18 protein-coding genes and 1 pseudogene are annotated in these 25179 nt (G+C 74.4%); 13 read left to right on the top strand and 6 right to left on the bottom strand.

Translation table 11 applies throughout. The features are described from left to right. The first annotated feature begins 52 nt into the window (after positions 1–52). The 13 genes and pseudogenes from BGP03_RS33700 to BGP03_RS33640 all read left to right on the top strand — a co-directional run bounded on the left by BGP03_RS33700 (position 53) and on the right by BGP03_RS33640 (position 18485). Complete coding sequence (locus BGP03_RS33700) at positions 53–1147, top strand: PucR family transcriptional regulator (RefSeq protein ID WP_296377871.1); 1095 nt, start codon at positions 53–55, stop codon at positions 1145–1147. A 10-nt stretch (positions 1148–1157) separates the two neighbouring features. Then, positions 1158–3395 carry an accessory Sec system translocase SecA2 gene (gene secA2 / locus BGP03_RS33695; RefSeq protein ID WP_298800219.1) on the top strand — a complete coding sequence of 746 codons (2238 nt, stop codon included), beginning with the start codon at positions 1158–1160 and terminating at the stop codon, positions 3393–3395. 195 nt (positions 3396–3590) lie between these two features. After that, the gene (locus tag BGP03_RS33690) at positions 3591–4448 is read left to right on the top strand and encodes an NTP transferase domain-containing protein (protein WP_296377869.1); all 858 of its coding nucleotides are present in this window, start codon (positions 3591–3593) and stop codon (positions 4446–4448) included. 1 nt (position 4449) lies between these two features. Further along, positions 4450–6222, top strand: a complete 1773-nt coding sequence (locus tag BGP03_RS33685) for an aldehyde ferredoxin oxidoreductase C-terminal domain-containing protein (protein ID WP_296377868.1) — start codon at positions 4450–4452, stop codon at positions 6220–6222. Next, complete coding sequence (locus BGP03_RS33680; protein ID WP_296377867.1) at positions 6213–7607, top strand: amidase; 1395 nt, start codon at positions 6213–6215, stop codon at positions 7605–7607. Before BGP03_RS33685 ends, BGP03_RS33680 begins: the two co-directional genes overlap by 10 nt. 40 nt (positions 7608–7647) lie before the next feature. Next, positions 7648–10557, top strand: coding sequence for a formate dehydrogenase subunit alpha (gene fdhF, locus BGP03_RS33675; RefSeq protein WP_296377866.1), 2910 nt, complete (start codon positions 7648–7650; stop codon positions 10555–10557). Continuing rightward, complete coding sequence (locus BGP03_RS33670) at positions 10554–12287, top strand: NAD(P)H-dependent oxidoreductase subunit E (protein WP_298800220.1); 1734 nt, start codon at positions 10554–10556, stop codon at positions 12285–12287. The genes fdhF and BGP03_RS33670 overlap by 4 nt, the downstream gene beginning before the upstream one ends. Positions 12288–12363: 76 nt before the next feature. Continuing rightward, positions 12364–13584 carry a gephyrin-like molybdotransferase Glp gene (glp, locus tag BGP03_RS33665; protein ID WP_298800221.1) on the top strand — a complete coding sequence of 407 codons (1221 nt, stop codon included), beginning with the start codon at positions 12364–12366 and terminating at the stop codon, positions 13582–13584. Then, entirely contained in the window at positions 13581–15479 is a 1899-nt protein-coding gene (locus BGP03_RS33660; protein WP_298800222.1) for a molybdopterin biosynthesis protein, read from the top strand. Before glp ends, BGP03_RS33660 begins: the two co-directional genes overlap by 4 nt. Before the next feature lie 20 nt (positions 15480–15499). Next, entirely contained in the window at positions 15500–16327 is an 828-nt protein-coding gene (gene fdhD, locus BGP03_RS33655; RefSeq protein WP_296377862.1) for a formate dehydrogenase accessory sulfurtransferase FdhD, read from the top strand. 31 nt (positions 16328–16358) lie between these two features. Then, a pseudogene (locus BGP03_RS36180) lies at positions 16359–17018 on the top strand (CocE/NonD family hydrolase); the annotation flags it as partial. Positions 17019–17116: 98 nt separating this feature from the next. Next, complete coding sequence (locus BGP03_RS33645) at positions 17117–18019, top strand: CocE/NonD family hydrolase (protein WP_298800224.1); 903 nt, start codon at positions 17117–17119, stop codon at positions 18017–18019. A gap of 10 nt (positions 18020–18029) precedes the next feature. Then, a complete protein-coding gene (locus BGP03_RS33640; RefSeq protein WP_296377860.1) occupies positions 18030–18485 on the top strand; it encodes a DUF1992 domain-containing protein in 456 nt (151 codons plus the stop codon). Between the two features lie 99 nt (positions 18486–18584). Here BGP03_RS33640 and BGP03_RS33635 read toward each other — a convergent pair whose 3' ends face one another. From BGP03_RS33635 to BGP03_RS33610, 6 genes are all read right to left on the bottom strand, one after another. After that, the gene (locus BGP03_RS33635) at positions 18585–19532 is read right to left on the bottom strand and encodes a DMT family transporter (protein ID WP_296377859.1); all 948 of its coding nucleotides are present in this window, start codon (positions 19530–19532) and stop codon (positions 18585–18587) included. Next, positions 19529–19963: a heme-binding protein gene (locus BGP03_RS33630; protein ID WP_296377858.1), complete on the bottom strand. Its 435-nt coding sequence runs from the start codon at positions 19961–19963 to the stop codon at positions 19529–19531. The genes BGP03_RS33635 and BGP03_RS33630 overlap by 4 nt, the downstream gene beginning before the upstream one ends. Before the next feature lie 16 nt (positions 19964–19979). Continuing rightward, entirely contained in the window at positions 19980–20387 is a 408-nt protein-coding gene (locus tag BGP03_RS33625; protein ID WP_296377882.1) for a nitroreductase family deazaflavin-dependent oxidoreductase, read from the bottom strand. Between the two features lie 69 nt (positions 20388–20456). Continuing rightward, the gene (locus BGP03_RS33620; protein WP_296377857.1) at positions 20457–21143 is read right to left on the bottom strand and encodes a M50 family metallopeptidase; all 687 of its coding nucleotides are present in this window, start codon (positions 21141–21143) and stop codon (positions 20457–20459) included. Positions 21144–21234: 91 nt separating this feature from the next. Then, on the bottom strand, positions 21235–21870 hold the full coding sequence (locus BGP03_RS33615) for a LysE family translocator (protein ID WP_296377856.1): 636 nt from the start codon (positions 21868–21870) through the stop codon (positions 21235–21237). 21 nt (positions 21871–21891) lie between these two features. Continuing rightward, positions 21892–24870, bottom strand: coding sequence for a bifunctional [glutamine synthetase] adenylyltransferase/[glutamine synthetase]-adenylyl-L-tyrosine phosphorylase (locus BGP03_RS33610; RefSeq protein WP_298800225.1), 2979 nt, complete (start codon positions 24868–24870; stop codon positions 21892–21894). Positions 24871–25179: the final 309 nt, after the last annotated feature.

Here is a 25179-nt window from a genome sequence, read left to right as displayed (position 1 = left end):
TGCGCCCGGTCCCGCGGACGCGGCAGCGCGGAGCGCCCGTCATCATCACCCGGTGACAAGTTCGGCGAGGCAGCAGGCCGTCACCGCCGCACGGGCCCGGCTGCCCGAGCTCATCCGCGCGGCCGTCGCGGCCGTGCAGGAGGCGATCCCGGCCTACCGCGGGCTGGAGGAGGCACAGCAGCGCGAGGTGGAGGCCGTCGCGTCGTGGGTGCTGCGCCGCCTGCTCGACGCCTGGACCGACGGCAGCCCGCTGACCGACTCCGACCGGCGCCGGTTCCGGGCCATCGGGGGCGCCCGCGGCGAGGACGGGCGGCCGGTGGCGGCGGTGCTGCGCGCCTACCGGGTGGCCGCGGTGGCGGGCACCGACCTCGTCCTCGACGGCTCCCCCGACCTCGACGCCGACGACGTCAGAGCCCTGTCCCACACCGTGCTCGTCGCGATCGACGAGCTCACCGAGGCCATCCTCGGGGGCTACGCGGCGGCCCGGGAACGCATCGGCGGCGATCGCGAGCGGGCCCTGCGCGACCTGTTCGACGACCTGCTCGCCGGCCGCCACACCTCCCCGTCGGCGCTGGCCGACCGCTGCCGCGAGCTGGACGTCGAGCTGCCCCCGTCGCCGTGGCTGCTCGTGCTGGACGGGCCGGACCACCCGACGCCGGACGCCGTCCTGCGCACCGTCCGCGGGAGGCGCACCGTGGCGCTGCTCCCCGCGGGCGCCGCGCTCCCCGCCGTCCGCGGGTGCCTGATCACCGACCGGGCCGCCGAGCCCGTCGCGTTCCGGCTGGCCACCGACGCCCTGGACCACGCCCCCGCGCACGCGTTCCACGGCCGCACCCTGCTCGACGACGGCGACGCGCAGCTGCTGGCGCTGCTCTCCGCGCGACCGGACGCCGACCCGGGCGCCGTGGTCGCGGCGGTGCTGGGGCCGCTCGCCGAGCCCGCGCAGGCGCACCTGCTCGAGGGGCTGGCCGCGTTCCTGTCGACGGGCTCGGCCACGGGCGCGGCCGACCTGCTGCACGTCCACGCCCAGACGCTGCGCTACCGGCTGCGCCGTGTCCGCGAGCTGACCGGCCGCGATCCCCGCGATCCCTGGCAGCGACTCGCCCTCGACGTCGCCAGGACGCTGGCCTCCGTCCGGCGGGGGTAATCTGCACCCCATGGGGATCCGTGCCCGGTGGAGACGGTTCCTCCAGAAGCCCGGCACCGCCGACATGCGGCGGGCGCAGCGGATCGCGCTGGCTGCCGGCGCCCGCGAGGACGCGCTCCGGGAGATGACCGACGGCGCGTTCGCCACGGCCGTCACGACGCTGCGGCTGCGCACCCCGTTCTCCGACGCCGAGCTCACCGAGTTCTGCGCGCTGGGCCGCGAGGCGGCGCGCCGCACGCTCGACCAGCGCGCGTTCGACGTCCAGCTGCAGGGCACGGTCGGGCTGCTCACCGGCCACGTCGTCGAGATGGCCACCGGCGAGGGCAAGACGCTGGCCGGGGCGCTGGCCGCCGCCGGGTACGCGCTGCAGGGCCGCCGCGTGCACGTCGTCTCCGTCAACGACTACCTCGCCCGCCGCGACGCCGAGTGGATGCGCGAGCTGTACGCGATGTTCGGCGTCGTCGTCGGGTGGGTCGACCAGTGGACCGAGGACCGCCGCGCCGCGTACGCCTGCGACGTCACCTACGTGTCGGTCAGCGAGGTCGGCTTCGACGTGCTGCGCGACCGGATGCGCACCGACGCCGCCGACATCGTGCTGCCCGAGCCGGACGTCGTGATCGTCGACGAGGCCGACTCCGTGCTCATCGACGAGGCCCGCGTGCCACTGGTGCTGGCCGGGTCGGCGGCCGCGAGCGCGCACGACCTCGTCGTCACCGAGACGGTGCGCCGGCTGCGTCCGGGCGTGCACTACGAGACCGACGAGGACGGCCGCAACGTCCACCTCACCGAGGCCGGGCTCAAGCGCGTGGAGCGGCGCCTCGGCGACGTCGACCTCTACACCGCCGAGCACGCCCACCGCCTCACCGCGGTGCACGTGGCCCTGCACGCCCACGCGCTGCTGCACCGCGACGTCGACTACCTGGTGCGCGACGGCAAGGTCGAGCTCATCGACGACGCCAAGGGCCGCGTCGCGCACCTGCAGCGCTGGCCCGACGGGCTGCAGGCCGCCGTCGAGGCCAAGGAGGGCCTGGCCACCAGCCCCACCGGTGAGGTGCTGGACTCGATGGTCGTGCAGGCGCTGATCGGGCGGTACTCCGACGTCTGCGGGATGAGCGGCACGGCGGTGGCGGTCGGCGAGCAGCTGCACGAGTTCTACCAGCTGGAGGTGGGCGCGGTGCCCACCAACGTGGCGTGCGTCCGCACCGACGAGCCGGACCGCCTGTATGACGACGTGGCGGCGAAGGAGGCGGCCGTCGTCGCGTACGTCGCGAAGATCCACGCCGCCGGGCGGCCGGTGCTGCTGGGCACGCTCGACGTGGCCGAGTCCGAGCGGCTGGCCGTCGCGCTGAAGGAGGCCGACGTCGACGCCGCGGTGCTCAACGCGCGCAACGACGCCGAGGAGGCCACGATCATCGCCCGCGCGGGCGAGCTGGGCCGCGTCACGATCTCCACGCAGATGGCCGGGCGCGGCACGGACATCCGGCTCGCCGAGGGCGTGGCCGAGCTGGGCGGGCTGTGCGTCGTCGGCTCGGGGCGCTACCACACGAAACGGCTCGACGACCAGCTCCGCGGGCGCGCCGGCCGCCAGGGCGACCCGGGCTCGTCGGTGTTCTTCACGAGCCTCGAGGACGAGCTGGTGGTGCGCAACGCGCCCGGCGGCCCTGCCTCGACCGCGCAGGTCGACCACGCGCAGCGGGCGGCCGAGGGGGCACACCTGGAGAGCCAGCGCACCACGTGGCGCTACAGCCGCATCGTCGACGACCAGCGCGCCGTGGTGCTGGCCCACCGCGACCTCGTGCTGCGCGGCGACCGCGCCGTCCAGCACCTGGCGGAGCGGGCACCGCAGCGGTGTGCGGAGGTGCGGGAGTCGGTGGGCGAGGACGCGCTGGCCGGCGCCGCCCGCGCCATCGCGCTGTTCCACCTCGACCGCGGCTGGGCCGACCACCTCGCGTTCCTCGCCGACGTACGCGAGGGCATCCACCTGCGCGCGCTCGCGCGGGAGAGCCCGCTCGACGAGTACCAGAAGATCGCCGTGCAGGCGTTCGACTCCTTCTTCCCCGACGTCTACGACCGGGCGGCGGAGACGTTCGGCGAGGCCGAGATCACCGCCGGGGGTGTGGAGCTCGACGACCTCGGTCTGCGCCGGCCCACCTCGACGTGGACCTACCTGGTCACCGACAACCCGTTCGGCAGCGAGACCGACCGGCTGTTCGGCGGCCTGCGGAGACGCAAGCCCGACCTGGGCTGACGCTCAGGTCCGGTGGATGCGGATGTCGCCGCCACCGGTGCGGGCCAGGATCTCCACGGTCTCGTCGGAGGCCTCGGGGCCGGGCGCGGCGTCGAGCTCCGACGACCTGAGCACCGGCCGGCGCCCGTGCGCGGAAATCAGTGCCCCGGCACTGATTTCCGCGCACGACCCCGCACCTGGCCTACGGTGGTCGACGTGGTGAGTTCCGAAGGACCGGCGGCGGGCGTGGTGCTCGCCGGGGGGCGTTCGTCGCGGATGGGCACCGCGAAGGCGGCCCTCGAGTGGCACGGTTCCACGCTGCTGTACCGCACGACGGCACTACTGGCGCGCACGCTCGACGGACCCGTCGTCGTGGTGGCGGCGCCCGGCCAGGATCTCCCCGCGCTGCCCGCCGGCGTCGCGGTCACCGAGGACCCCGTCGAAGGGCGTGGCCCGTTGCAGGGCATCGCGGCGGGGCTGACGGCGGTCGCGGAGCGGGCGTCGCAGGCGTTCGTGTGCTCCACCGACATGCCGTTCCTGCACCCGGCGTTCGTCCGCTGTGTGCTGGGCGGGCTCACGCCGGCCGCCGACGTCGCGCTGCCGTTCGCCCGCGGGTTCCGCCAGCCCCTGGCCGCCGTCTACCGCACGTCGCTCGCCGGTCCGGCCGCCGAGCTCGTCGCGGACGGGATGCTCAAGCCGGGGATGCTGTTCGCCCGGTGCACCGTCACGTCCCTCGACGACGCGCGGCTGCTCTCCGACCCCGACGTGGCGCGCTTCGACCCGGACCTGGACTCGGTGGTGAACGTCAACGAGCCCGCCGACTACGCCGCAGCCCGCGGCCGGAAGCCGGCCGAGGTGGTCGTGGAGTGCTTCGGGGCGCTGGCGTCCGACGGTCGCCGCGGCCCCCGGCCGGTCGCGGCGGCCACCCTCGCCGCCGCCGCGGATGCGGTCGGCCTGACGCTGGACCGGCACGTCGTCGCCGCGCTGAACGGCGACCAGATCACCCGCGACCCGCTGCTGCCCCTCGTCGCGGGTGACACGGTCGCGTTCCTCTCCGCCGACGCGGGCGGCTGACGTGGCGCCGGGCGGGTACTTCGGGCGGGCACTGGTGGTCGACGTCGCCGGCGACGCGGCCACGGCGGCCCCGCTCCCGCTCGACGACGCGGTGCTGCGCGCGTACCTCGGCGGCGTCGGGCTCGGCACCTGGCTGCTGCACACCCTCTCCCCCGCCGGCGTCGATCCGCTCGCGCCCGAGGCCCCGCTGGCGTTCGTGTTCTCCCCGCTGGTCGGCACGCCGCTCACGACCAGCGCGAAGTTCGCCGTGGTGGCCACCTCTCCGCTCACCGGCCTGCTCACCGACGCACTGGCGTCGAGCCAGTTCGCCATCGCGGGCAAGCTCACCGGCCACGACGCGATCGTGGTACGCGGGCGGGCCTCCGTCCTGTCCGTGGTGCTCGTCGACGCGTCGGGGGTGCGGGTGGAGCCGTGTCCGGAGCTGGCGGGCCTGCCCGCCGCCGACGCCGAGACGGCGCTGTCGGCCCGGTTCGGCCGCGGCTGGCGCAGCGCCGCGATCGGCCCGGCCGGGGAGCGCGGGGTCCGTTTCGCCACCATCAGCCACGACGGCCGGCACGCCGGACGCGGCGGGCTGGGCGCGGTGCTCGGCGCGAAGAACCTCAAGGCCGTGCTGGTGCGGGCGGGCACGAAGGCCGCCGTCGCCGACGCGCCCGCCGTCCTGGCCGCGGCCCGCGACCTGCGGGCGCGCAGCTTCGGCCCGGCCACCGCGAAGTACCGCGAGCTGGGCACGCTGGCCAACCTGCTCGCGTTCAACGCGGTCTCCACACTGCCGACGCGCAACTTCACCGCCGCCACGTTCGACGGCGCACCGCGGCTCGCCGCCGAGGAGCTCCACGAATTGCGCGGCGTGGCCCGCAACAGCTGCGCGTCGTGCTCCATCGGCTGCGAGCACATCTACTCCCGGCGCGGGGGCGGGTCGCAGCGCATGGAGTACGAGAACGTGTTCGCGCTCGGCCCGATGTGCGGTGTCTCCGATCCCGACGACGTGTTCGCCGCCAGCGCACGCTGCGACGAGCTCGGCATCGACACGATCTCCGCGGGCGGCACGATCGCGTGGGCGATGGAGTGCGCGGAGCGGGGGCTGCTCGACGAGCCGTGGCTCCGCTTCGGTGACGGGGCGGCGCTCCTGCGGGCGCTCGACGCGATCGGCACCCGTTCACCGGGCCTGGGTGAGCTGCTGGCCCAGGGCTCCCGGCACGCGGCCGGCGTCGTCGGCCACGGCTCGATCGACTTCGCACCGCAGGTCAAGGGCCTCGAGCTGCCCGGCTACGAGCCGCGCACACTGCAGGCGATGGCGCTCGGGCTCGCCGTCAACTCCCGCGGCGCCGACCACAACCGCTCCGGCGCCTACGAGGCCGACCTCTCCGGCGAGGTCGACCGCCTCGACGGCGGCGACCCGCACGTCCACGCCGCGATCGCCACCGAGGACCGCGCCGCGGTCATGGACTCGATGATCCTCTGCAAGTTCCTGCGCGGGGTGTTCACCGACCCGTTCACCGAGTGGGCGGCGCTGCTGGCGCCCGTCACGGGCTGGGACCTCGACGCCGACGAGCTGCGGGCCACCGCACGGCGGATCGTCACGGCCAAGCGCGCGTTCAACCTGCGCGCGGGCGCGACGGCCGCCGACGACACGCTGCCCGCCCGGATGCTGGAGACGCCGCTGGTGCTGGCGTCGGGCCGGTCGGCCGCGCTCACCGCCGACACCCTCCGGTCGATGGTCGCCGGCTACTACGCCGCCCGCGGCTGGGACGCCGAGGGACGACCGTGCACCTGACCGACCACGGCGCCGCGTCGCTGGCCCACCTGATCGCCACGCGGGAGACGTCGTGCGTCGAGGTGATGACGGCCTACCTGGAGCGGATCGAGCGGGTGAACCCGCAGGTCAACGCCATCATCGCCCTGCGCGACGAGGACGCGCTGCTCGCCGGGGCCCGCCGGGCCGACGCGTGGGACGGCCCCCGGGGTCCCCTGCACGGCCTGCCGCACGCGGTGAAGGACCTCGCCCAGGTCGCCGGCCTGCCGTGGACGTGCGGCTCCCCGCTGTTCCGCGACCGCGTCGCCGTCGTGGACGACCCGTTCGTCAGCCGTCTCCGGGAGGCGGGCGCACTGATCGTCGGCAAGACCAACGTGCCCGAGTTCGGCTACGGCTCCCAGACCTACAACGACGTCTGGGGCGTCACCCGCAACCCCCACGATCTGACGCTCACCGCGGGCGGCAGCAGCGGCGGCGCCGCGGCCGCGCTCGCCGCCCGGCTGCTCCCGGTCGCCGACGGCAGCGACTACATGGGCTCGCTGCGCAACCCGGCCGCGTTCTGCAACGTGCTGGGCCTGCGGCCGTCGCGCGGGCGGGTGCCGGGGCCGGGGTTCGTCGCGCAGATGGGCGAGACCGGGCCGATGGGCCGCAGCATCGCCGACGTCGCGCTGCTGCTGTCGGTGCTGGCCGGACCCGACCCGGCGGCCCCGCTGACCCGCACGGATCCTCTCGACGTCGCCGACCTGCACCCGGCCGACCTGCGCGGTGCCCGGGTGGCGTGGGTCGGGGACCTCGGGGGGCGGCTGGCCACCGAACCCGGGCTGCTGGACGTCTGCCGCGGCGCGCTCGACCCGTTCACCGCGCTCGGCGCCGAGGTCGAGGACGTCGTGCCGGCGTTCGACCTCGACCGGCTGTGGGACGCGTTCCTGACCTGGCGCGCCTGGGCGGCCCGCTACCTGCCGCCCGGCCCGCTCAAACCCGAGGCCGAGTGGGAGCGCGCCCGCGCGGCGGCGCTGACCGTCGCCGACATCGACGAGGCGATGGTGGTCCGCGACGCCTGGTACGCCGCGGTCGGCGATCTGTTCCGCCGCTACGACGCCGTCCTCGCTCCGAGCGCGCAGGTGTTCCCGTTCCCCGCCGACGTGCACTGGCCGGACACGGTCGACGGTCGGCCGATGGACACCTACCATCGCTGGATGGAGACCGTGCTGCCGTGGTCGATGGCCGGGACGCCGGTGCTGGGCATGCCGGCCGGGTTCGACCCCGCCGGCCGTCCCGCGGGCGTCCAGCTCGTCGGACCGCCCGGCGCCGACCGCCGGGTGCTGGAGATCGGCCTGGCCTACGAGCAGGCCACGGGCTGGGTGGAACGGGTCCGACCGCTGGATGATCGGCCGACCAGAGCCTAGGGTCGAGGTGGCCGCGCTCACAGTCGATCCCGGGGGAACCATGACCACGTTGCAGGAGCCCTTCACCGAGGTCGCCACCGTCACCGCCAGGATCGACGGCCACGAGGTCACCGTTCCCGCGGGCGCCACCATCCTCACCGCGGCCAGGCAGGCCGGCATCGACATCCCCGTGCTCTGCCACGACGAGCGCTACGACCCCGTCGGCGTGTGCCGGATGTGCGTGGTGGACACCGGCGGGCGGGTGTTCGCCGCCGCGTGCGTGCGCCCGTGCGAGGACGGCATGACCGTCACCACCACGAGCCCCGAGCTCGAACGCAACCGCGCCACCCTGACCGAACTGCTGGTGTCGGACCAGCCGCCCCGCGCCGAGGACCCGAAGCAGACCACCACCGGCGACAACCTGCTGCTGGCCCTCGAGGAGGGCTTCGGCATCGACCGCGGCGCGCTGCCCTGCGGCTCCGGTCGCGGCACCGACTCGTCCAACCCCGTCATCGAGGTCAACCACGACGCCTGCATCCTCTGCGACCGCTGCGTCCGGGCCTGCGACGACATCCAGGGCAACGACGTCATCGGCCGCTCCGGCAAGGGCTACTCGACGCGCATCGCGTTCGACCTGAACGACCCGATGGGGAAGTCGTCGTGCGTGACGTGCGGCGAGTGCGTGCAGGCCTGCCCCACCGGCGCGCTCACGAACAAGGCCATCCGCGGCATCCCGATCCGCCCCCGCGAGGAGCTCGACGCCGTCGACTCCGTCTGCCCGTACTGCGGCGTCGGCTGCGCCCTGACCTACTACGTCGACCGCGAGCACGGCGCGATCTCCTTCGCCGAGGGCCGCGACCAGCCCGGGTCCCAGAGCCGGCTGTGCGTCAAGGGCCGCTACGGCTGGGACTACTCCGCGTCCCCGCAACGGCTGACCGTCCCGCTGATCCGCATCGACGCCGCCTACCCGAAGGGCCCGCTCTCGGCCGACGTCCGCGGCGACGGCGCGGGCGGCAACCACAACGACCGTGGCCGCGCCGGCTCCGGCGGCAACCGCAGCCGCCGCGACGAGCGCCCGGGCAAGGACCGGGGCCGCAAGCCCGGCGGCCTCGTCGACTACGACGAGGTGCTCCCCCACTTCCGCGAGGCCACCTGGGACGAGGCGCTCGACCTCATCGCGCGGCGGCTGACGGAGGTGCACGCCGCGGGCGGGCCGGGCGCGATCGCCGGGTTCGGCTCGGCGAAGTGCTCCAACGAGGAGGCCTACCTCTTCCAGAAGCTGATCCGCACCGGGTTCGGCACCAACAACGTCGACCACTGCACGCGGCTGTGCCATGCGTCGTCGGTGGCGGCACTGTTCGAGGGGGTCGGGTCGGGCGCGGTGTCCACCACCTACGGCGACGTGGTCAACGCCGACGTCGTGATCATCACCGGCTCCAACCCCACCGCGAACCACCCCGTCGCGTCGAGCTTCTTCAAGCAGGCCCGCCGTCGTGGCACCACGATCATCTACGTCGACCCGCGGGCGTCCACCGTCTCCGAGCACGCCGACGTCCACGTGCAGCTCAAGCCGGGCACCGACGTCGCGTTCTACAACGCCGTGATGCACGAGGTGATCCGGCTCGGGCACATCGACCGCGAGTTCATCGCGAACCGCACGTCCAACTACGACGAGCTGGCTCGCACCGTCGCCGACTACCCGCCCGAGCGCGCCGCCCAGATCACCGGCGTCGATGCCGACACGATCCGCCTGGTCGGGAAGCTGTGGGGCGAGGCGGGCGCGGCGGTCGTCTACTGGGGCATGGGGATCTCCCAGCACACCACCGGCACCGACAACGCCCGCTGCCTGATCGCGCTGTGCTCGATCACCGGCAACGTCGGGCGCCCCGGCACCGGGCTGCACCCGTTGCGCGGCCAGAACAACGTGCAGGGCGCGTCCGACGCCGGGCTGGTGCCGATGTTCTACCCCGACTACCAGGGCGTCGACCGCGACGCCGTCCAGGCCCGGTTCGAGACGGCCTGGGGCACGGCGCTGAACCCGAACCGCGGCCTGACCGTCACCGAGATCATCAAGTCCGTGCTGCAGCCCGACGGCGTGCGCGGCATGTACATGCTCGGCGAGAACCCGTTCCTCTCCGACCCCAACATCAACAAGGTGCGCAAGGCCCTGTCGGCACTGGACTTCCTGGTGGTGCAGGACATCTTCCTCACCGAGACCGCCGAGTTCGCCGACGTGATCCTCCCCGCCACCTCCTACCTGGAGAAGGACGGCACCTACACCAACACCGACCGCCGCGTGCAGCTCGGCCGCAAGGTCATGGACGCACCGGGCCAGGCCCGCCCGGACTGGGAGATCGTGCAGGACATCGCGCGGCGCATCGGCCTGGACTGGAACTACGGCGCGCCCAGCGAGGTGTTCGACGAGATGGTGTCGCTCATGGCGTCGTACCGGAACCTGTCCTACGACAACCTGGGCCTGTCCGGGAAGCTCTACCCGAACGCCGATCCCGAGCACTCCGACGGCACGATCGTCATGTTCGACGAGCACTTCAACACCGACGACGGCCTCGCGCACCTGGTCCCGGCGCAGTGGCTGCCGCCCAAGGAGCTGCCCGACGCCGAGTACCCGCTGGTGCTCAACACCGGCCGGTTGCTGGAGCACTGGCACACCGGTTCGATGACGCGCCGCTCGTTCGCGCTCGACGCGATCTCCCCGGTCGCGGAGGTGTACATGCACCCCAAGGACGCCGCCGACCGCGGGCTCGCCCACGGCCAGATGGTGCGGGCCCGGTCGCGGCGCGGGGCCATCGAGCTGCTGGTGCGGATCAGCCACCGCGAGCAGCTGGGCAACGTGTTCATCCCGTTCCACTTCCGGGAGGCCGCGGCGAACCTGCTGACCATCGACGAGGTCGACCCGTTCGGCAAGATCCCGGAGTTCAAGTTCTGTGCGGTGCAGGTGGAGGCCCTGTGAGCGAGCTTGCGAGCTCACGCGTCAACGCGGTGACGACGGTGCAACCTCGGGTCCCCGGGGTCGAGGCGCGGGCGGGGAAGTTCCCGGGCCCGTCGCTCGTCCCGGCCCTCAACGCGCTCCAGGCCCGCCTCGGCTGGCTGCCCCGGGAGGAGCTGGAGGAGCTGGCCCGCGACGCCAAGCGGCCGCGCTACGAGATCGAGGGACTGATCTCGTTCTACCCGCACTTCCGCACCACACCGCCGGTGAAGGTCGCGCTGCACGCGTGCCACGACCTGCCGTGCTTCCTGCGTGACGGTGAGGCGCGGATCGCGGAGCTGCGCGAGCGCTACGGCGCCGCTGGGACCGACAATCCTGGCGACGTGGAGCTGGTCGAGGTCTCGTGCCTGGGCCGCTGCGACAGCGCGCCGGCGGTGGCGGTGAACGAGCGCCCGGCGCCGTTGGCGGACGTCGACGACCTGGTCGCGGCCGCCCGGGCCGACGGGGTGGGCGACGCTCCCGCGTCCCTGCGCGAGGCGCCGTGGCCCAACGATCCCTACGCGCCCGGCGACGAGCGCTACGCCACGCTGCGCGCGCTGCTCGCCGGCGAGCTCGACGCCGACACCGTGGTCACGGCGCTGAAGGACTCCGGCCTGCGCGGCATGGGCGGCGCAGGCTTCCCCACGGGCCAGAAGTGGGACCTCGTCCGCAGCACGCCGCCGGGCACCCGCTACGTCATCTGCAACGCCGACGAGTCCGAGCCCGGTACGTTCAAGGACCGCCAGATCCTCGCCACCCAGCCGCACCTGGTGCTGGAGGGGCTGCTCATCGGCATGGTCGTGGTCGGCGCCGAGGAGGGCTGGGTCTTCCTCCGCCACGAGTACGGCCCCGAGGAGCACGTGCTGCGCGCGGAGATCGAGGCCCTGCGCGCGGCCGGGCTGGTCGGGCCCGGGCGGCAGGTGGAGGTGTTCGTCTCCCCCGGTGGCTACATCCTCGGCGAGGAGACCGCCCTGCTGGAGTGCATGGAGGGCCACCGCGGCGAGCCCCGCAACAAGCCCCCGTTCCCCGGCAACTACGGCCTCCACGGCCGTCCCACCCTGATGAACTCCGTCGAGACGTTCGCCGACGTGCCCGTGATCGTGCAACGCGGGGCGCAGTGGTGGGCCGACCAGGGCCTCGGCGAGTCGGTGGGCTGGAAGTTCTTCGCCGTCTCCGGGCACGTCGAGCGCCCCGACGTCTACTGCGTGCCGATGGGCACCACCGTCGGCGAGCTGATCGAGCTGGCCGGCGGGGTGAGCGGCGGACGCCGGGTGGGGGCGGTGCAGCCGGGCGGCGCGTCGTCGAACTTCATCGGGCCCGACCACCTCGACCTGGCGCTGGACTTCGGCTCCGCCGCCTCCGCCGGCACGATGCTGGGGTCGGGCGCGGTGGTGGTGCTGGCCGAGGGCACCGACCTGCTCGCGGCGTCCACGAACGTGCTGCGCTTCTTCCGCAACGAGTCCTGCGGCAAGTGCGTGCCGTGCCGGGTGGGTTCCACCAAGGCGCACGAGATCCTCGCCGGTCGCTCGACCCTCGACGACGACGAGCGCGCCCAGGTGCTGCGGCTGGAGGAGGCCATGCGCAAGACCAGCATCTGCGGCCTCGGCCAGGTGGCGCTGGGCCCGGTGGTAAGCGTGCTGGGCCTGGCCAAGGGCGGCGCGGCGGCCCGCGACCAGCCCAGGCCCGGTGGCGCGGAAGGCCAGCCCGACCGGTGACCACCCCCCGAGATCACCGTCCGGGGACGCGCCACCGCCCCCACCACCGTTCCCGGTCCCCCATCGGTGATCACCCGTGAGCGGTCGGGAGTTCTTCACCACCCGCACGGTGTCGGAGGTGCTCGCGGGGTTCCGGCCCGCCCGCCGCACCGCCGCCGAGGTCGTCACGCTGGACACCGCCCTGCGTCGCGTCCCTACGGGCGGCGTCACCGCCCGAGCTGCGCTGCCCGGCTTCCCACGCTCCACAGTGGACGGCTACGCGGTGCGCGCGGCCGACACCTACGGCGCGTCGGAGGGCCTGCCGTCCTACCTCGACCTGGCCGGGACGGTCCGGATGGGGCGCGCACCCGACGTCGCCGTCCCGCCCGGGGGCTGCGTCGCCATGCCCACCGGCGGGGTGCTGCCCGCGGGCGCCGACGCCGTCGTGATGGTCGAGTACACCGCCGAGACGATGCCCGGCACGGTGGAGGTCACGCGCCCGGTGGCCCCGGGGGCGGGGCTCGTGCGGGCCGACGAGGACGTCGCCGCCGGCGGCGACCTGGTACCCGGTGGGCGCCCTCTGCGGGCCCCCGACCTGGGGTTGCTCGCCGCCGCAGGCGTCGTCGAGGTCGCCGTGCACACCCGGCCGCGCGTCGCGATCCTGTCCACCGGCGACGAGGTCGTACCACCCTGCACCCGCGACCTCGCGCCCGGCCAGGTCCGCGACGCCACCGCATCCGCGCTGGCCGGGCTGGTGCGCGACGCCGGGGGCGAACCGGTGCCCGCCGGCATCGTCCCCGACGACCCCGGCGCGCTCACCGCCGCGCTGAAGGAGGCGCTGCGCGACGCGGACCTCGTGGTCGTCTCGGCGGGCTCGTCGGTCGGGGCCCGCGACGAGACCGCCGGCGCCGTCGCCGCGCTCGGGGAGATCTGGTGCCACGGCATCGCACTCAGACCCGGCAAGCCCACGCTGCTCGCCGAGTGCGGTGGGGTGCCCGTGATCGGCCTGCCCGGCAACCCGCTGTCGGCGCTGGTCGTCTTCCGGCTGGTCGGGGTGCCGCTGGTGTGGCGCCTGGCCGGCTGCGGGCGGCCACCGCCCGAACCGTCGACGAGGGCCCGGCTCTCCCGCGACATCCCCTCGCTGACCGGGCGCGTCGACGTCGTGCAGGTCACCGTGGCCGACGGGACGGCGACCCCGATCTTCGGGCCGTCCGCGCTGCTGTCGGTGCTCACCCGCGCCGACGGCTGCCTCGTCGTGCCCGAACCCGCCACCGGCCTCGACGCGGGCAGCGAGGTCGATGTGATGCTGTACCGGTGAACAGCCCCTTCGTCTCCGACGTGCCCACGGCCGAGGCCACGGCGGCCTGGACCGCCGCGTGCCGGGCGGCGGGCTGCCCGGAGCGGCTGGACGTGGAGACCGTCGCCGTCGCCGACGCGGTCGGGCGCGTCACCGCCGAGCCGGTGTGGGCCCTGCGGTCGTCGCCCGCGTTCGACTCGGCCGGGATGGACGGCATCGCGGTCCGCGCCGCCGACACCGTGGGCGCCGCGGAGACCACGCCGGTGCTGCTGGCCGAGTTCGAGGTGGTCGACACCGGCGACCCGCTGCCCGCCGGCTACGACGCCGTCGTCATGCGCGAGCACGTGCACCGCACCGGCGACGGCAAGGCCGAAGTGGCGGCCGCGGTGCCCCCGTACCAGCACGTCCGCTCGATCGGTGAGGACATCAGCGCCACCGAGCTGCTCCTGCCCGAGGCCCACCGGTTGCGGCCCGTCGACGTCGCGGCGTGCGCGGCGGCCGGGGCGGTCGAGCTGGTGGTGCGGAGGCGGCCCCGCGTCGTCGTGGTCCCCACCGGTGACGAGATCCGGCCGATCGGCACCGACACCGCACCCGGCGAGATCCTCGACACCAACTCGCTGATGCTCGCCTCGCAGGCCCGCGAGATCGGCTGCGTCGCCGAGACCACCGCGATCGTCGCGGACGATCCCGACCTGATCGCCACCGCCCTGCGCGACGCCGCCGAGCGCGCCGACCTCGTGATCCTCATCGCCGGCTCCAGCGCCGGGCGCGACGACCACACCGCCCGCGTCGTCGCCGGGGCCGGGACCCTCGCCGTGCACGGGGTGGCGGTGAAACCGGGTCATCCCGTGGTGCTGGGCACCGTCGGCACCACCCCTGTGCTCGGCGCCCCCGGCTACCCCGTGTCGGCGTCGCTGACGTTCGACATCTTCGCCGCGCCCCTGCTCGCGACCCTGGAGGGCGCCGCCCCGCGCGAGCGCCCGTCCACCACGGCACGGCTGGCCCGCAAGCTCGCGTCCGCCGTCGGAACGGACGACTGGGTGCGCGTGCGGCTCGGGCGGGTGGCCGGTGAGGTGGTGGCCACCCCGCTCCCCCGCGGCGCCGGCGTGCTCACCTCCCTCGTGCGCGCCGACGGCCTGCTCGTCGTCCCCGCCGGGGTGGAGGGCCACCACGCGGGCGAGCAGGTGCGGGTGGAGCTGCTGCGCGGGCTGGGCGAGATCGGTCGCACGATCGTCGCGATCGGCTCGCACGACCTCGTCCTCGACGTGGCCGCGTCCGAACTGCGGGCCGCCGATCCGCTGGTCACGCTCGCGTCGTCCAACGTCGGGTCGCTCGGCGGGCTCGTCGCGCTGCGGGACGGGCTGTGCCACCTCGCCGGGTCGCACCTGCTCGACCCCGCCACCGGCGAGTACACGTTGCCCTACGTCGACCGGCTGCTCGGCCCCGACGGGATCGCCGTGGTCCGGCTCGTGCACCGCGACCAGGGGCTGATCGTCGCGCCCGGCAATCCCCTGGGGCTCACCGGCATCGAGGACCTCACGCGTGTGAGCTACGTCAACCGGCAGCGCGGCGCGGGCACCCGGGCGCTGCTCGACCACGAGCTCGCCCGCCGCGGCGTCGACCCCGCGGCGATCTCCGGCTACTCCCGCGAGGAGCACACCCACCTGGCGGTCGCCGCCGCGGTGAGCGCCGGGCGCGCCGACGCCGGGATGGGCATCCTCGCCGCCGCCCGCGCGTTCGGGCTGGACTTCGTGCCGGTCGCCCGCGAGCCCTACGACCTCGTCCTGCGCACCGACACCCTCGACGACCCGCTGCTCGCCCCGCTCTGGACGCTGCTGGAACGGTCGGACTTCCGCACCGGTGTCGAGGCCCTGGGTGGGTACTCCTGCGAGGAGACCGGACAGCGCATCCGCTGACGCGGGGTTACCGTGGCGCCATGGGCCGCCTGAGCGTCAACCGTCCCGTCCTGCGCATCGGGACGGACGGGTCGACGCGACGCCAGGACGTGCTCGCCGCCGAGGAGCCGTTGGAGATCCGGGTCGACGGCAGACCGCTGTCGGTCACGATGCGCACGCCCGGCCACGACGTCGAGCTCACCCACGGGTTCCTGCTCACCGAGGGCGTGATCGGCTCGTCCGACGACGTGCTGGCCGCCCGTTACTGCGACTCCTTCGACGACGCGGGCCGCAACACCTACAACGTCCTCGACCTGGCGCTGGCCGCCGGCGTGGAACCCCCCGACCCCAGCATCGAGCGCAACTTCTACACCACCTCGTCGTGCGGGGTGTGCGGCAAGGCGTCGCTGGACGCGGTCAAGCTCAAGACGCGCTTCTCCCCCGCCGCCGACCCGATCACGGTCACCCCGGCCGTGCTGAGCACGCTCCCCGACACCCTGCGCACCGCCCAGAAGCTGTTCGACTCCACCGGCGGCCTGCACGCCGCCGGACTCTTCACCGCCGACGGCGAGCTGCTCGTCGCGCGCGAGGACGTCGGGCGGCACAACGCCGTCGACAAGGTCCTCGGCTGGGCCCTGCTCGACGGGCGCATCCCGGCGGCGGGCACGGTGCTGATGGTGTCCGGCCGGGCGTCGTTCGAGCTGGTGCAGAAGGCCGTGATGGCCGGGGTGCCGATGCTGTCGGCGGTGTCGGCGCCGAGCTCGCTGGCCGTCGAGCTGGCGGTGGACGCCGGCGTCACGCTGGTGGGTTTCCTCCGCGGCGAGACGATGAACGTCTACAGCGGGACGCAGCGCATCCTGACAGGCTGACGGCGTGCCCCAGACGGAGTTCGACGTCGAGATGTCCACCCGCGACGGCGTCGTCCTGCGCGCCGACGTCCACCGCCCCGCGCAACCCGGGCGCCACCCGGTGCTGCTGGTCCGCACGCCCTACGGCAAGCAGGCCTCGGAGCGCATCGAGCCCGCGTGCTTCCCCGACCACGGCTACATCGTGGTGATCCAGGACGTGCGGGGCCGCGGCGCGTCCGACGGCACGTTCGACCCGTTCACGCAGGAGGGACCCGACGGCGCCGACGCCGTGGCCTGGGCCGCCGAGCTGCCGGGGAGCAACGGGGAGGTCGGCACGCTGTCGCAGAGCTACATGGGCCTCGCGCAGTACCACCTCGCCACCCACCGGCCGCCGGCGCTGCGGGCGGCGAGCCCCGTCTCCGGCCCGATCACGTTCTTCCACGACTGCCTCTACCGCAACGGCGTCCTGGAGCTGGACTGGACGGTGAACTGGATCGGCTCGCTGGCCCGGGAGAAGGTCGGGTCGGAGCTGATCACCGAGTGGGACGCGTGGTCGAGCGTGCCCGGCGCCCGCTTCGCCCCGCTCACCCGCGAGGCGGTGGAGCACACCCCGGTGCTCGACTGGGCCGACCGCTTCGCCCCCGGCGCCCCCTACCTGCGCGACCTCCTGTCGCACACCACCGACGACGACTACTGGGCCGCGCTGGACCTCCGCGGCCACGCGGGCGACATCGACGTGCCGATGCTGCACGTCTCGTCCTGGGCCGCCGTTGTTCTTGATTGGCAGCCTTCCAGTACGACACGCTCACGATGTACCGCACCCTCCGCGCCGGCGCCCGCACCGGGTACGCCCGGGAGAACCAGCGGCTGGTCATGGGGCCGTGGGCGCACCTGCTCGGCTACGCGAAGCCCGAGACGCGCGGCGCGGGCGAGGCCGACTTCGGCCCCGAGGCGGCCATCGAGCTCCACGCGATCCAGCGCGACTGGTTCGACCACTTCTTCCGCGGCACCCCGCTCGACGGCCCGCGCGTCCGGATCTTCGTGCTCGGCGAGAACCGCTGGCGCGACGAGGACGACTGGCCGCTCGCCCGGCGCGTCGAGACGCCGCTGTACCTGCGCGCGGGCGGGTCGCTGTCGTGGGAGCCGCCCGGCGACGAGGAACCGGACTCCTACGTCAGCGACCCGGCCGACCCGGTGCCGTCCCTGGGCGGCGCCTCCCTCGCGCTCCCGCCCGGGGTGTTCGACCAGCGCCCCGCGGAGGCCCGCGACGACGTGCTGGTCTACACCGGCGACGTGCTCGCCGAGCCGCTGGAGATCACCGGGGACGTCACGATGACGCTGCACGCCGCGTCCTCGGCGCCGGACTGCGACTTCGTGGCCCGGGTCGTCGACGTCCACCCCGACGGCTACGCGTGGAACGTCGTGGACGGCGTCGTGGCGGCCCGCTTCCGCGAGTCGACGAGCGAGCCGACCCTGATCGAGCCCGGCCACGTGTACGTCTACGAGATCGACCTGTGGGCCACCAGCATCGTGATCGCGGCGGGCCACCGGCTGCGCGTGGAGATCGCGTCGAGCTGCTTCCCGCGCTGGATCCGCAACCCGCAGACCGGCGAGGAACCCGTGCGCGCCACCGCGTTCGCGGTCGCGGACCAGCAGGTGTTCCACGACCGCGCCCGGCCGTCACACCTCACGCTGCCCGTGATCCCCCGGTAACCTCGGTCGCGTGGGGTACGAGTCGGCCGTCGACCGGGCCATCCGCGAGGCCGCCGAACGCGGCGCCTTCGACAACCTGCCCGGCGCCGGCAAACCGCTGCCGGGACTGGACGGGCCCGACGACGAGATGTGGTGGGTCCGCCGCTACGTCGAACGCGAGGGTCTCTCGCGCGAGGCGCTGCTGCCCGAGTCGATCCAGCTGCGCAAGGAGATCGACCGCCTGCCCGCCACCCTGAGCGATCTCCGCACGGAGCAGGCCGTGCGGGACGTGCTGCGGGCGCTGAACCTGCGGATCGTCGAGTATCTGCGCAACCCGGTGGGCCCGAGGGTGAAGGTCGGCCGCATCGACGCCGACGACGCCGTGGCCCGCTGGCGCGCCGGCCGTGCGCCCGCCGCGTCGCCGGCGGCTCCTGCCCCACCGCCACCGACCCGCAACCCCTGGTGGCGCCGGCGCCGCCCCTCCTGACCCCGCGCCCCCGCCCCACACCGCCTCATGGTCACTCGTGGCTGTTGACGGACCGCCACGGGCAGCCGTAGGTGGCCATGTGGCGGTGGTCGATCGCGGCTAGACCGGCGCCGGGGTCGGGTCCGGTCGGGCCGCCGTCGAGGTCAGCGCGACACCCACCAGGATCAGCGCCCCGCCCACCAGCTGGATGACCGCGGGCACCTGCCCCAGCAGCAGCCACGACGCCACGGCGGAGGCCACCACCTCCAGCAGCGCGACGAGCGAGCCGCGGGCCGCGCCGATGCGCGCGATCGCGGCCACCCCGGTGAGGTAGGCGATCACCGACGCGACGACGACGAGCAGCGTGGCCGCCACCGGCCAGCCGACGTCGACGCCGGCCAGGAACACCCCGGTGGCCGCGGCGTCGATCACGATGGGCAGCACGCCCACCAGCCCCAGCAGCGCGACCACGACGGTGCCCACCGTCATCCCCACGCCCGCGAGCACCAGTGGCGGGGTCGACGCCCCGGCCCGGTCCGCGATCAGGAAGTACGACGCCTGGCAGACGGCCGCGGCGAACCCCCACAGCAACCCCGGCGTGCTCAGCCCGATGCCGGACCACAGCTGCACCACCAGCGTCAGCCCGAACAGGGCGACGACCGCGCCGAGCACGGTGCGACGGCTCGGCGGCTGCCGGCGCACGAGCCACACCCAGCCGATGACCAGCACGGGGCCGATGTACTCGAGCAGCAGCGCGACGGCGACGGGCAGGTACTGCAGCGCGTTGAAGAACGCCACCTGGACGCCGGCCATGGCCAGCACGCCGTAGAGCACGAGCGCCGGGCCGTCGGCGCGGACCGCGGCCAGCACCCCCGGGCGCCGGACGGCGAGGATCACCAGCAGGATCGCCGCGGCCCCACCGAGGCGGACGAGCACCGCACCCGACGCCGACCACCCGGCGTCGGTCAGGGCCTTGGCGAACGGGCCGGAGAGCCCGAAGGTGACGGCCGAGACCAGGGCGAGCAGCAGGCCCGCCCCGGTCCGGTCGAGGGTGGAGGAGGTGGTCACTCCGCCCCGGTCTGGGCGACCAGACCGGCGGCGGCGATACCCGCGAGGGCGGCGGCCTCGTCGTTGAGCGACGCGTCGCCCGTGACCCCGACGGCGCCGAGCAGCACGCCGTCGGCGTCGCGGACGAAGACGCCGCCGGGCACGGACAGGATCTTGCCGCCGGCCAGCGTGGCCACGGAGGTGAAGAACTCCGGGGAGTCGGCCGCGCGCGCGGCGATGGCCCGGTTGGTCATGCCCAGTGCGAGCACGCCGGAGGCCTTCGCCTGGGCGAGGTCGGGGCGCAGGAAGCCGGAGCCGTCCTGGCGGCCCAGGGCCACGAGCGCCCCTCCGGGATCGAGCACCGCGACCGTCAGCGGGTTGAACCCCGCCTCGGTGCCGTGCAGCAGTGCGGCGGCGACGATGGTCTGGGCCTGGTCCAAGGTGATGGTCACGGCTGCCGATCCTGCCTCAGATGCGCGTGAGCCTCAGCACGGGGATCAGGCGGCTCGTCTTCGTCTGGTACTCGCCGAAGCCCGGGTTGGCGGCCACGGCGGCGTCCCAGATCGTGTCGCGCTCGGCGCCCTCGACCTCGGCGGCCTCGACGGCGAACGTCTCGGTGCCGACCTCGACGGTGATCTTCGGGTTGGCCTTGAGGTTGTGGTACCAGTCCGGGTTGGTCGGCGCGCCGGCCTTGGACGCGATGATCACGATCTGGTCGTCGGGCTGCGGGAAGTACACGAGTGGTGTCACGCGCTCGGTGCCCGACTTGGCCCCGATGTGGTGCACGAGGATCATCGGCGCCCCCTCGAACGGGCCACCGACCCGCCCCTCGTTGGCGCGGAACTCCTCGATGATCTTGCGGTTCCAGTCGTTCATGTCGGTCGGTGCGGTCACGCGCTCTCCTCAGGTCGGTCGGATCAGGTCGGTCGGATCAGGTCGGTCGGATCAGGTCGGTCGGATCAGCAGTACCCAGGCCGCGATGATCACGGCCACACCCGCCACCAACCAGAACAGGACCGCCCAGATTCCCCCCGCGACGTGCGTCAACCGGGCGAGCATGTCGGCGTCCGAATCGCCCCGATATCCCCGACGGCGGCCACGCTGCAGCTCCCTCGTGGCGCGCAGCCCGCCGAACACCAGGAACCAGCACAGCGCCGCCGCGAAACCGTCCTGCACCCGGGGAGTCGCCCAGCCCGCGACGGCCGCCACCAGCACCCCGGTGGCCAGCACGGCGACGGCCCCGTAGGCGTTGCGGATCCCGATCAGCGTGGCGGCGAGCAGCGCCAACGCGATCCACAGCGTCAGCTGGGCCCGGTCGGCGGCCACGAGCAGCGCCCCGCCCACCCCGAGCAGCGACGGCGCCGGGTAGCCGCCGAGGAACGTGAACACCAGCCCCGGCCCGCGACGCGCGCCCGTGGACACCGTGACGCCGGACGTGTCGGGGTGCAGCCGGATGCCCGTCAGCCCCCGCCCGGCCACCAGCGCCGCCACGGCGTGCCCGCCCTCGTGAGCGATGGTGACCACGGTGCGGGCCCAGCGCCACGACATCCGCCAGGACACCGCGACCAGCGCGAGGACGGCGGCGAGCAGGACGACGGGCCGGGTCTCGACGAGCTGCCTGACGGTGTCCACGGGCCCAGTCTCGCAGCGCGCTCGAGTGCGGCTCCGCCGCCCGTGCGCGGATAACAGTGTTCCCACACCGATATCCGCGCACGGCCCCTCGTCAGTCCTTCCGCCCGGTCAGCGCCAGGCCCGCCCCCATGACGATCATCATCGCGCCCCCGAGCCCGCCGACCCGGCGCAGCCGGGCGGGCGAGGTGACGAACCAGGTGCGGACGGTGCCGGCGGCGAGGCCCCACAGGCTGTCGAGCACCGACGCGATCAGCGCGAACAGCAGTCCCAGCACCAGCATCTGGGTGGTGGCGCTACCGGCGCCGGCGTCGACGAACTGCGGCAGCACGGCCGCGAAGAACACCAGCACCTTCGGGTTGGTGCACCCGACCACGACGCCCTGCCAGTACAGCCGCCGGTCCGCGGCCCCGGACACGGACCCGAGAACCGCGGTGAGATCGCCGCGGCGGCGGATCGTCTGGACCCCGAGGTACACGAGGTACGCGGCCCCGACGAACTTGATCACGCCGAACACCACGGCCGATCCCGCGGCCACGGCCCCCAGTCCGAACGCCACCAGCACCACCACGAGCGCGGCGCCGGTGGTGTTGCCGGCCACGCTCGTCAGCGCGGCGCGCCGGCCGTGGGCCAGGGCGCGGCCCACGATGAACAGCACGCTCGGCCCGGGGATCACCACCAGCACGATCCCGGCGAGGGCGAACGCCAGGAGGGTCGACGTCGAGGGCATGCCGCGCACGGTAGCCCGCCGTCACCAGCCGTAGAAAACCCTTTCGACGACGGCCCGGGCCCGTCGCGTGGCCTTGCGGTAGTCGTCGAGGAACACGCCGGGGTCGCCGCCGGCGGGGTAGCCCGCCGCGCACGCGATCGAGGCCAGCTCGTGGCCCGAGCGCGGCAGCTGGTCGCCGGGCTTGCCCTTCACCAGCATGATCGCGTTGCGGGCGCGGGTGGCCATCGTCCATCCCGTGGTGAGCTCGGCGACGTCGTCGGGGGTGAGCAGCCCGGCCTCGCCGGCCTCGCGCAGCCCCTCGAGCGTGGACGTCGTGCGCAGCTCGGGCAGGTCACCGGCGTGCTGGAGCTGCAGCAGCTGGACGGTCCACTCGACGTCCGCGAGCCCGCCCAGACCGAGCTTGGTGTGCAGAGTGCGGTCGGCGCCGCGCGGCAGCCGCTCGGCGTCGACCCGGGCCTTGATCCGCCGGATCTCCGTGACCGTCGTCGCGTCGAGGCCGTCGGGCGGGTAGCGGATGGGGTCCACCATCTCCACGAACCGGATCCCGAGGTCCCGGTCCCCCGCCACGGGCGTCGCACGCAGCAGCGCCTGCGCCTCCCATGCCTCCGACCAGCGGGCGTAGTAGCTCCGGTAGGACTCGAACGTGCGGACGAGCGGCCCCGAGCGCCCCTCGGGCCGCAGGTCGGCGTCCACGAGCAGCGCCGGGTCCGGGCTGGGTGCGCCGAGACGCCGGCGGACGGTCTCCGCCACCGTGGTGGCGTAGCGGACCGCGTCCCCGTCGGCCGCACCGTCCACCGGCTCGCAGACGAACAGCACGTCGGCATCGCTGCCGTAGCCGAGCTCCGCTCCCCCGAGGCGCCCCATCCCGATCACGGCCATCCGCGCCGGGGCCGGGCTCGCACCCAGCGCGCGCTCCACCGACTCGAGCGTGGCCTGCAGCACCGCCACCCACACCGAGCTCAGCGCCGCGCACACCTGCTCGGTGGTCTGCACGCCGAGCAGGTCGGCGCACGCCACGCGCAGCATCTCGTGGCGACGCAACGACCGTGCGGTGGCGGCGGCGGTGTCCGGGTCATGCTGCCGCGCGACGGTGGTGCGCAGCGACATCGCCACCTCGCCGGGGTCGCGGGTGAGCTCGTCGGCCCGGCCGGCGGACGGTGCGGCCAGCAGCCGCAGCACCTCCGGGGCCCGCACCAGCAGGTCCGGCACCAGCGCGGACGTGCCGAGCAGGTACATCAGCCGCTGCGCCACCAGCCCCTCGTCGCGCAGTAGCCGCAGGTACCAGGGCGTGGTCGCCAGGGCCTCGGACACGCGGCGGTAGGCCAGCAGGCCGCGGTCCGGGTCGGGGCTGCGCGCGAGCTCGTCGAGCAGCACCGGCAGCAGCGTCTGCTGGATCGACGCCGCCCGCGACACCCCCGACATCAGCGCACGCAGGTGCGTCAACGCCCCCTCCGGCGACACCCAGCCCAACGCGCCCAGCCGCGCCGCCGCCGCCGACTCCGACAGCCGGGCCGTGTCGGCCGACAACCGCGACACCGCCGTCAGCAGCGGCCGGTAGAACAGCTTCTCGTGCAGCCGGCGCACACGCCGGGCGTTGCGGGTCCACTCCGCCATCAGCACGCCGACCACGTCGTGGCGTCCGTCGGGGCGCATCCGGGCCGCGCGCGCGAGCCACCGCAGTGCGACGGTGTCGTCGGCCGGGGGCAACAGGTGGGTCCGGCGCATCCGCTGCAGCTGCAGGCGGTGCTCGAGCAGGCGCAGGAACCGGTAGGACGCCGCGAGGTTGGCCCCGTCGTCGCGTGCGACGTAGCCGCCGTCGGCCAGCGCCGCCAGGGCGTCGAGGGTGGACGGCGAGTGCAGCGCGGGGTCGGTGCGCCCGTGCACGAGCTGCAGCAGCTGCACCGCGAACTCGACGTCGCGCAGACCCCCGGGCCCCAGCTTGATCTCCCGGGATCGCTGGTCGGGCCGGACGTTGTCCTCGACGCGACGGCGCATCGCCTGCACGTCGGCGACGAAGTCGTCCCGGCCCACCGCGTTCCACACCATCGGCGCGACGGCCTCGGCGTAGGCCTTGCCCAGCTCCTCGTCGCCGGCGATGGGGCGGGCCTTGAGCAGCGCCTGGAACTCCCAGGTCTTGGCCCAGCGCTTGTAGTAGGACACGTGCCCGTCGAGGGTGCGCACCAGCGCGCCCTGGCGGCCCTCGGGGCGCAGGTTGGCGTCCACCTCGAAGCAGGCCTCGCCGGCGATCCGCATGACCCGGGCGGCCAGCTTCGTGGTGGCCTGGTCGGCGGGTTCCGCGACGAACACGACGTCGACGTCGCTGACGTAGTTGAGCTCGCGTCCGCCGCACTTGCCCATCGCGATGATCGCGAGCCGGCCGCAGTCGGAGCCGGCCTCGGCCATCGCCACGGCCAGGGCGGCCCGCAATGCGGCCGCCGCGAGGTCCGACAGGCGGGCGGTGACCTCGTCGACCTCCAGAACCGGTAGCTCGGGCTCCCCCACCGCGGCGAGGTCGGCGGCCGCGAGCAGGAGCATCTTGTCTCGGTAGGCGGTGCCGAGCGCCTCGACCGCCTCCGAACCGGTCAGCGTGGCCGCCGACGGGGAGTCGGGATCGGCACCGACCGCCGCCAGCATCGTCGCCGTGGGGTCGGCGGGCGGCCGGGCGCTCTCCCGCAGGCGGTGCCACCGGTCGGGGTGCGTGACGAGGTGGTCCCCCAACGCCGTCGAGCTGCCGAGCAGCGCGAGCAGCCGGCCCCGCAGACCCATGTCGGTCCGCAACGCGCCGGAGAGCTCCTGCCGGTCGGCGACGGCGGCGAAGAGCCGCTCGACGGTGCGCAGCGCCAGATCGGGATCGGGGCTGCGGGCGAGCGCCCACATGATCGGCTCGGAACCGAGGGTGGGCCGGTCACCGGACCACCACCCGAGATCGATCAGGGTCTGCTCCGCCCACGACTCGGTCAGGCCCAGCCGTGCGAGCGACCCTCCGATGCGCCGGTCCACAGGACGATCCTAATCACGCGCAGGTACCGGGCGACCTCGCGTCAGCAACCGGTGGACCACGGTGGTGAGCTCCGCCGGGTCCTCGTGGCGGTAGGCGGCAGCCCCTGTGTCGCACACCGGTCGAGCACAGCGCGGTGTGCCGCCGCCCGACCCGCGTACGGCCCGCGGTGGATCGTGGTCGCCGCGTGCCCGGCCGGCCGGGTCGATGCCGCCACCCGTCCGGTGGCGGGCACGGCCGGGTCAGCACGACCCCGACCTCGACCGAAGGGGGACACAAAAGTGGGCCCCTGTCCGGAGACAGGGGCCCAC

The organism is Pseudonocardia sp. 73-21, from assembly GCF_001899645.1.
Classification (GTDB): Bacteria; Actinomycetota; Actinomycetes; order Mycobacteriales; family Pseudonocardiaceae; genus Pseudonocardia.
Note: the sequence above shows the minus strand (reverse complement) of the source record. Positions and strands in the feature narration are given on the sequence as shown.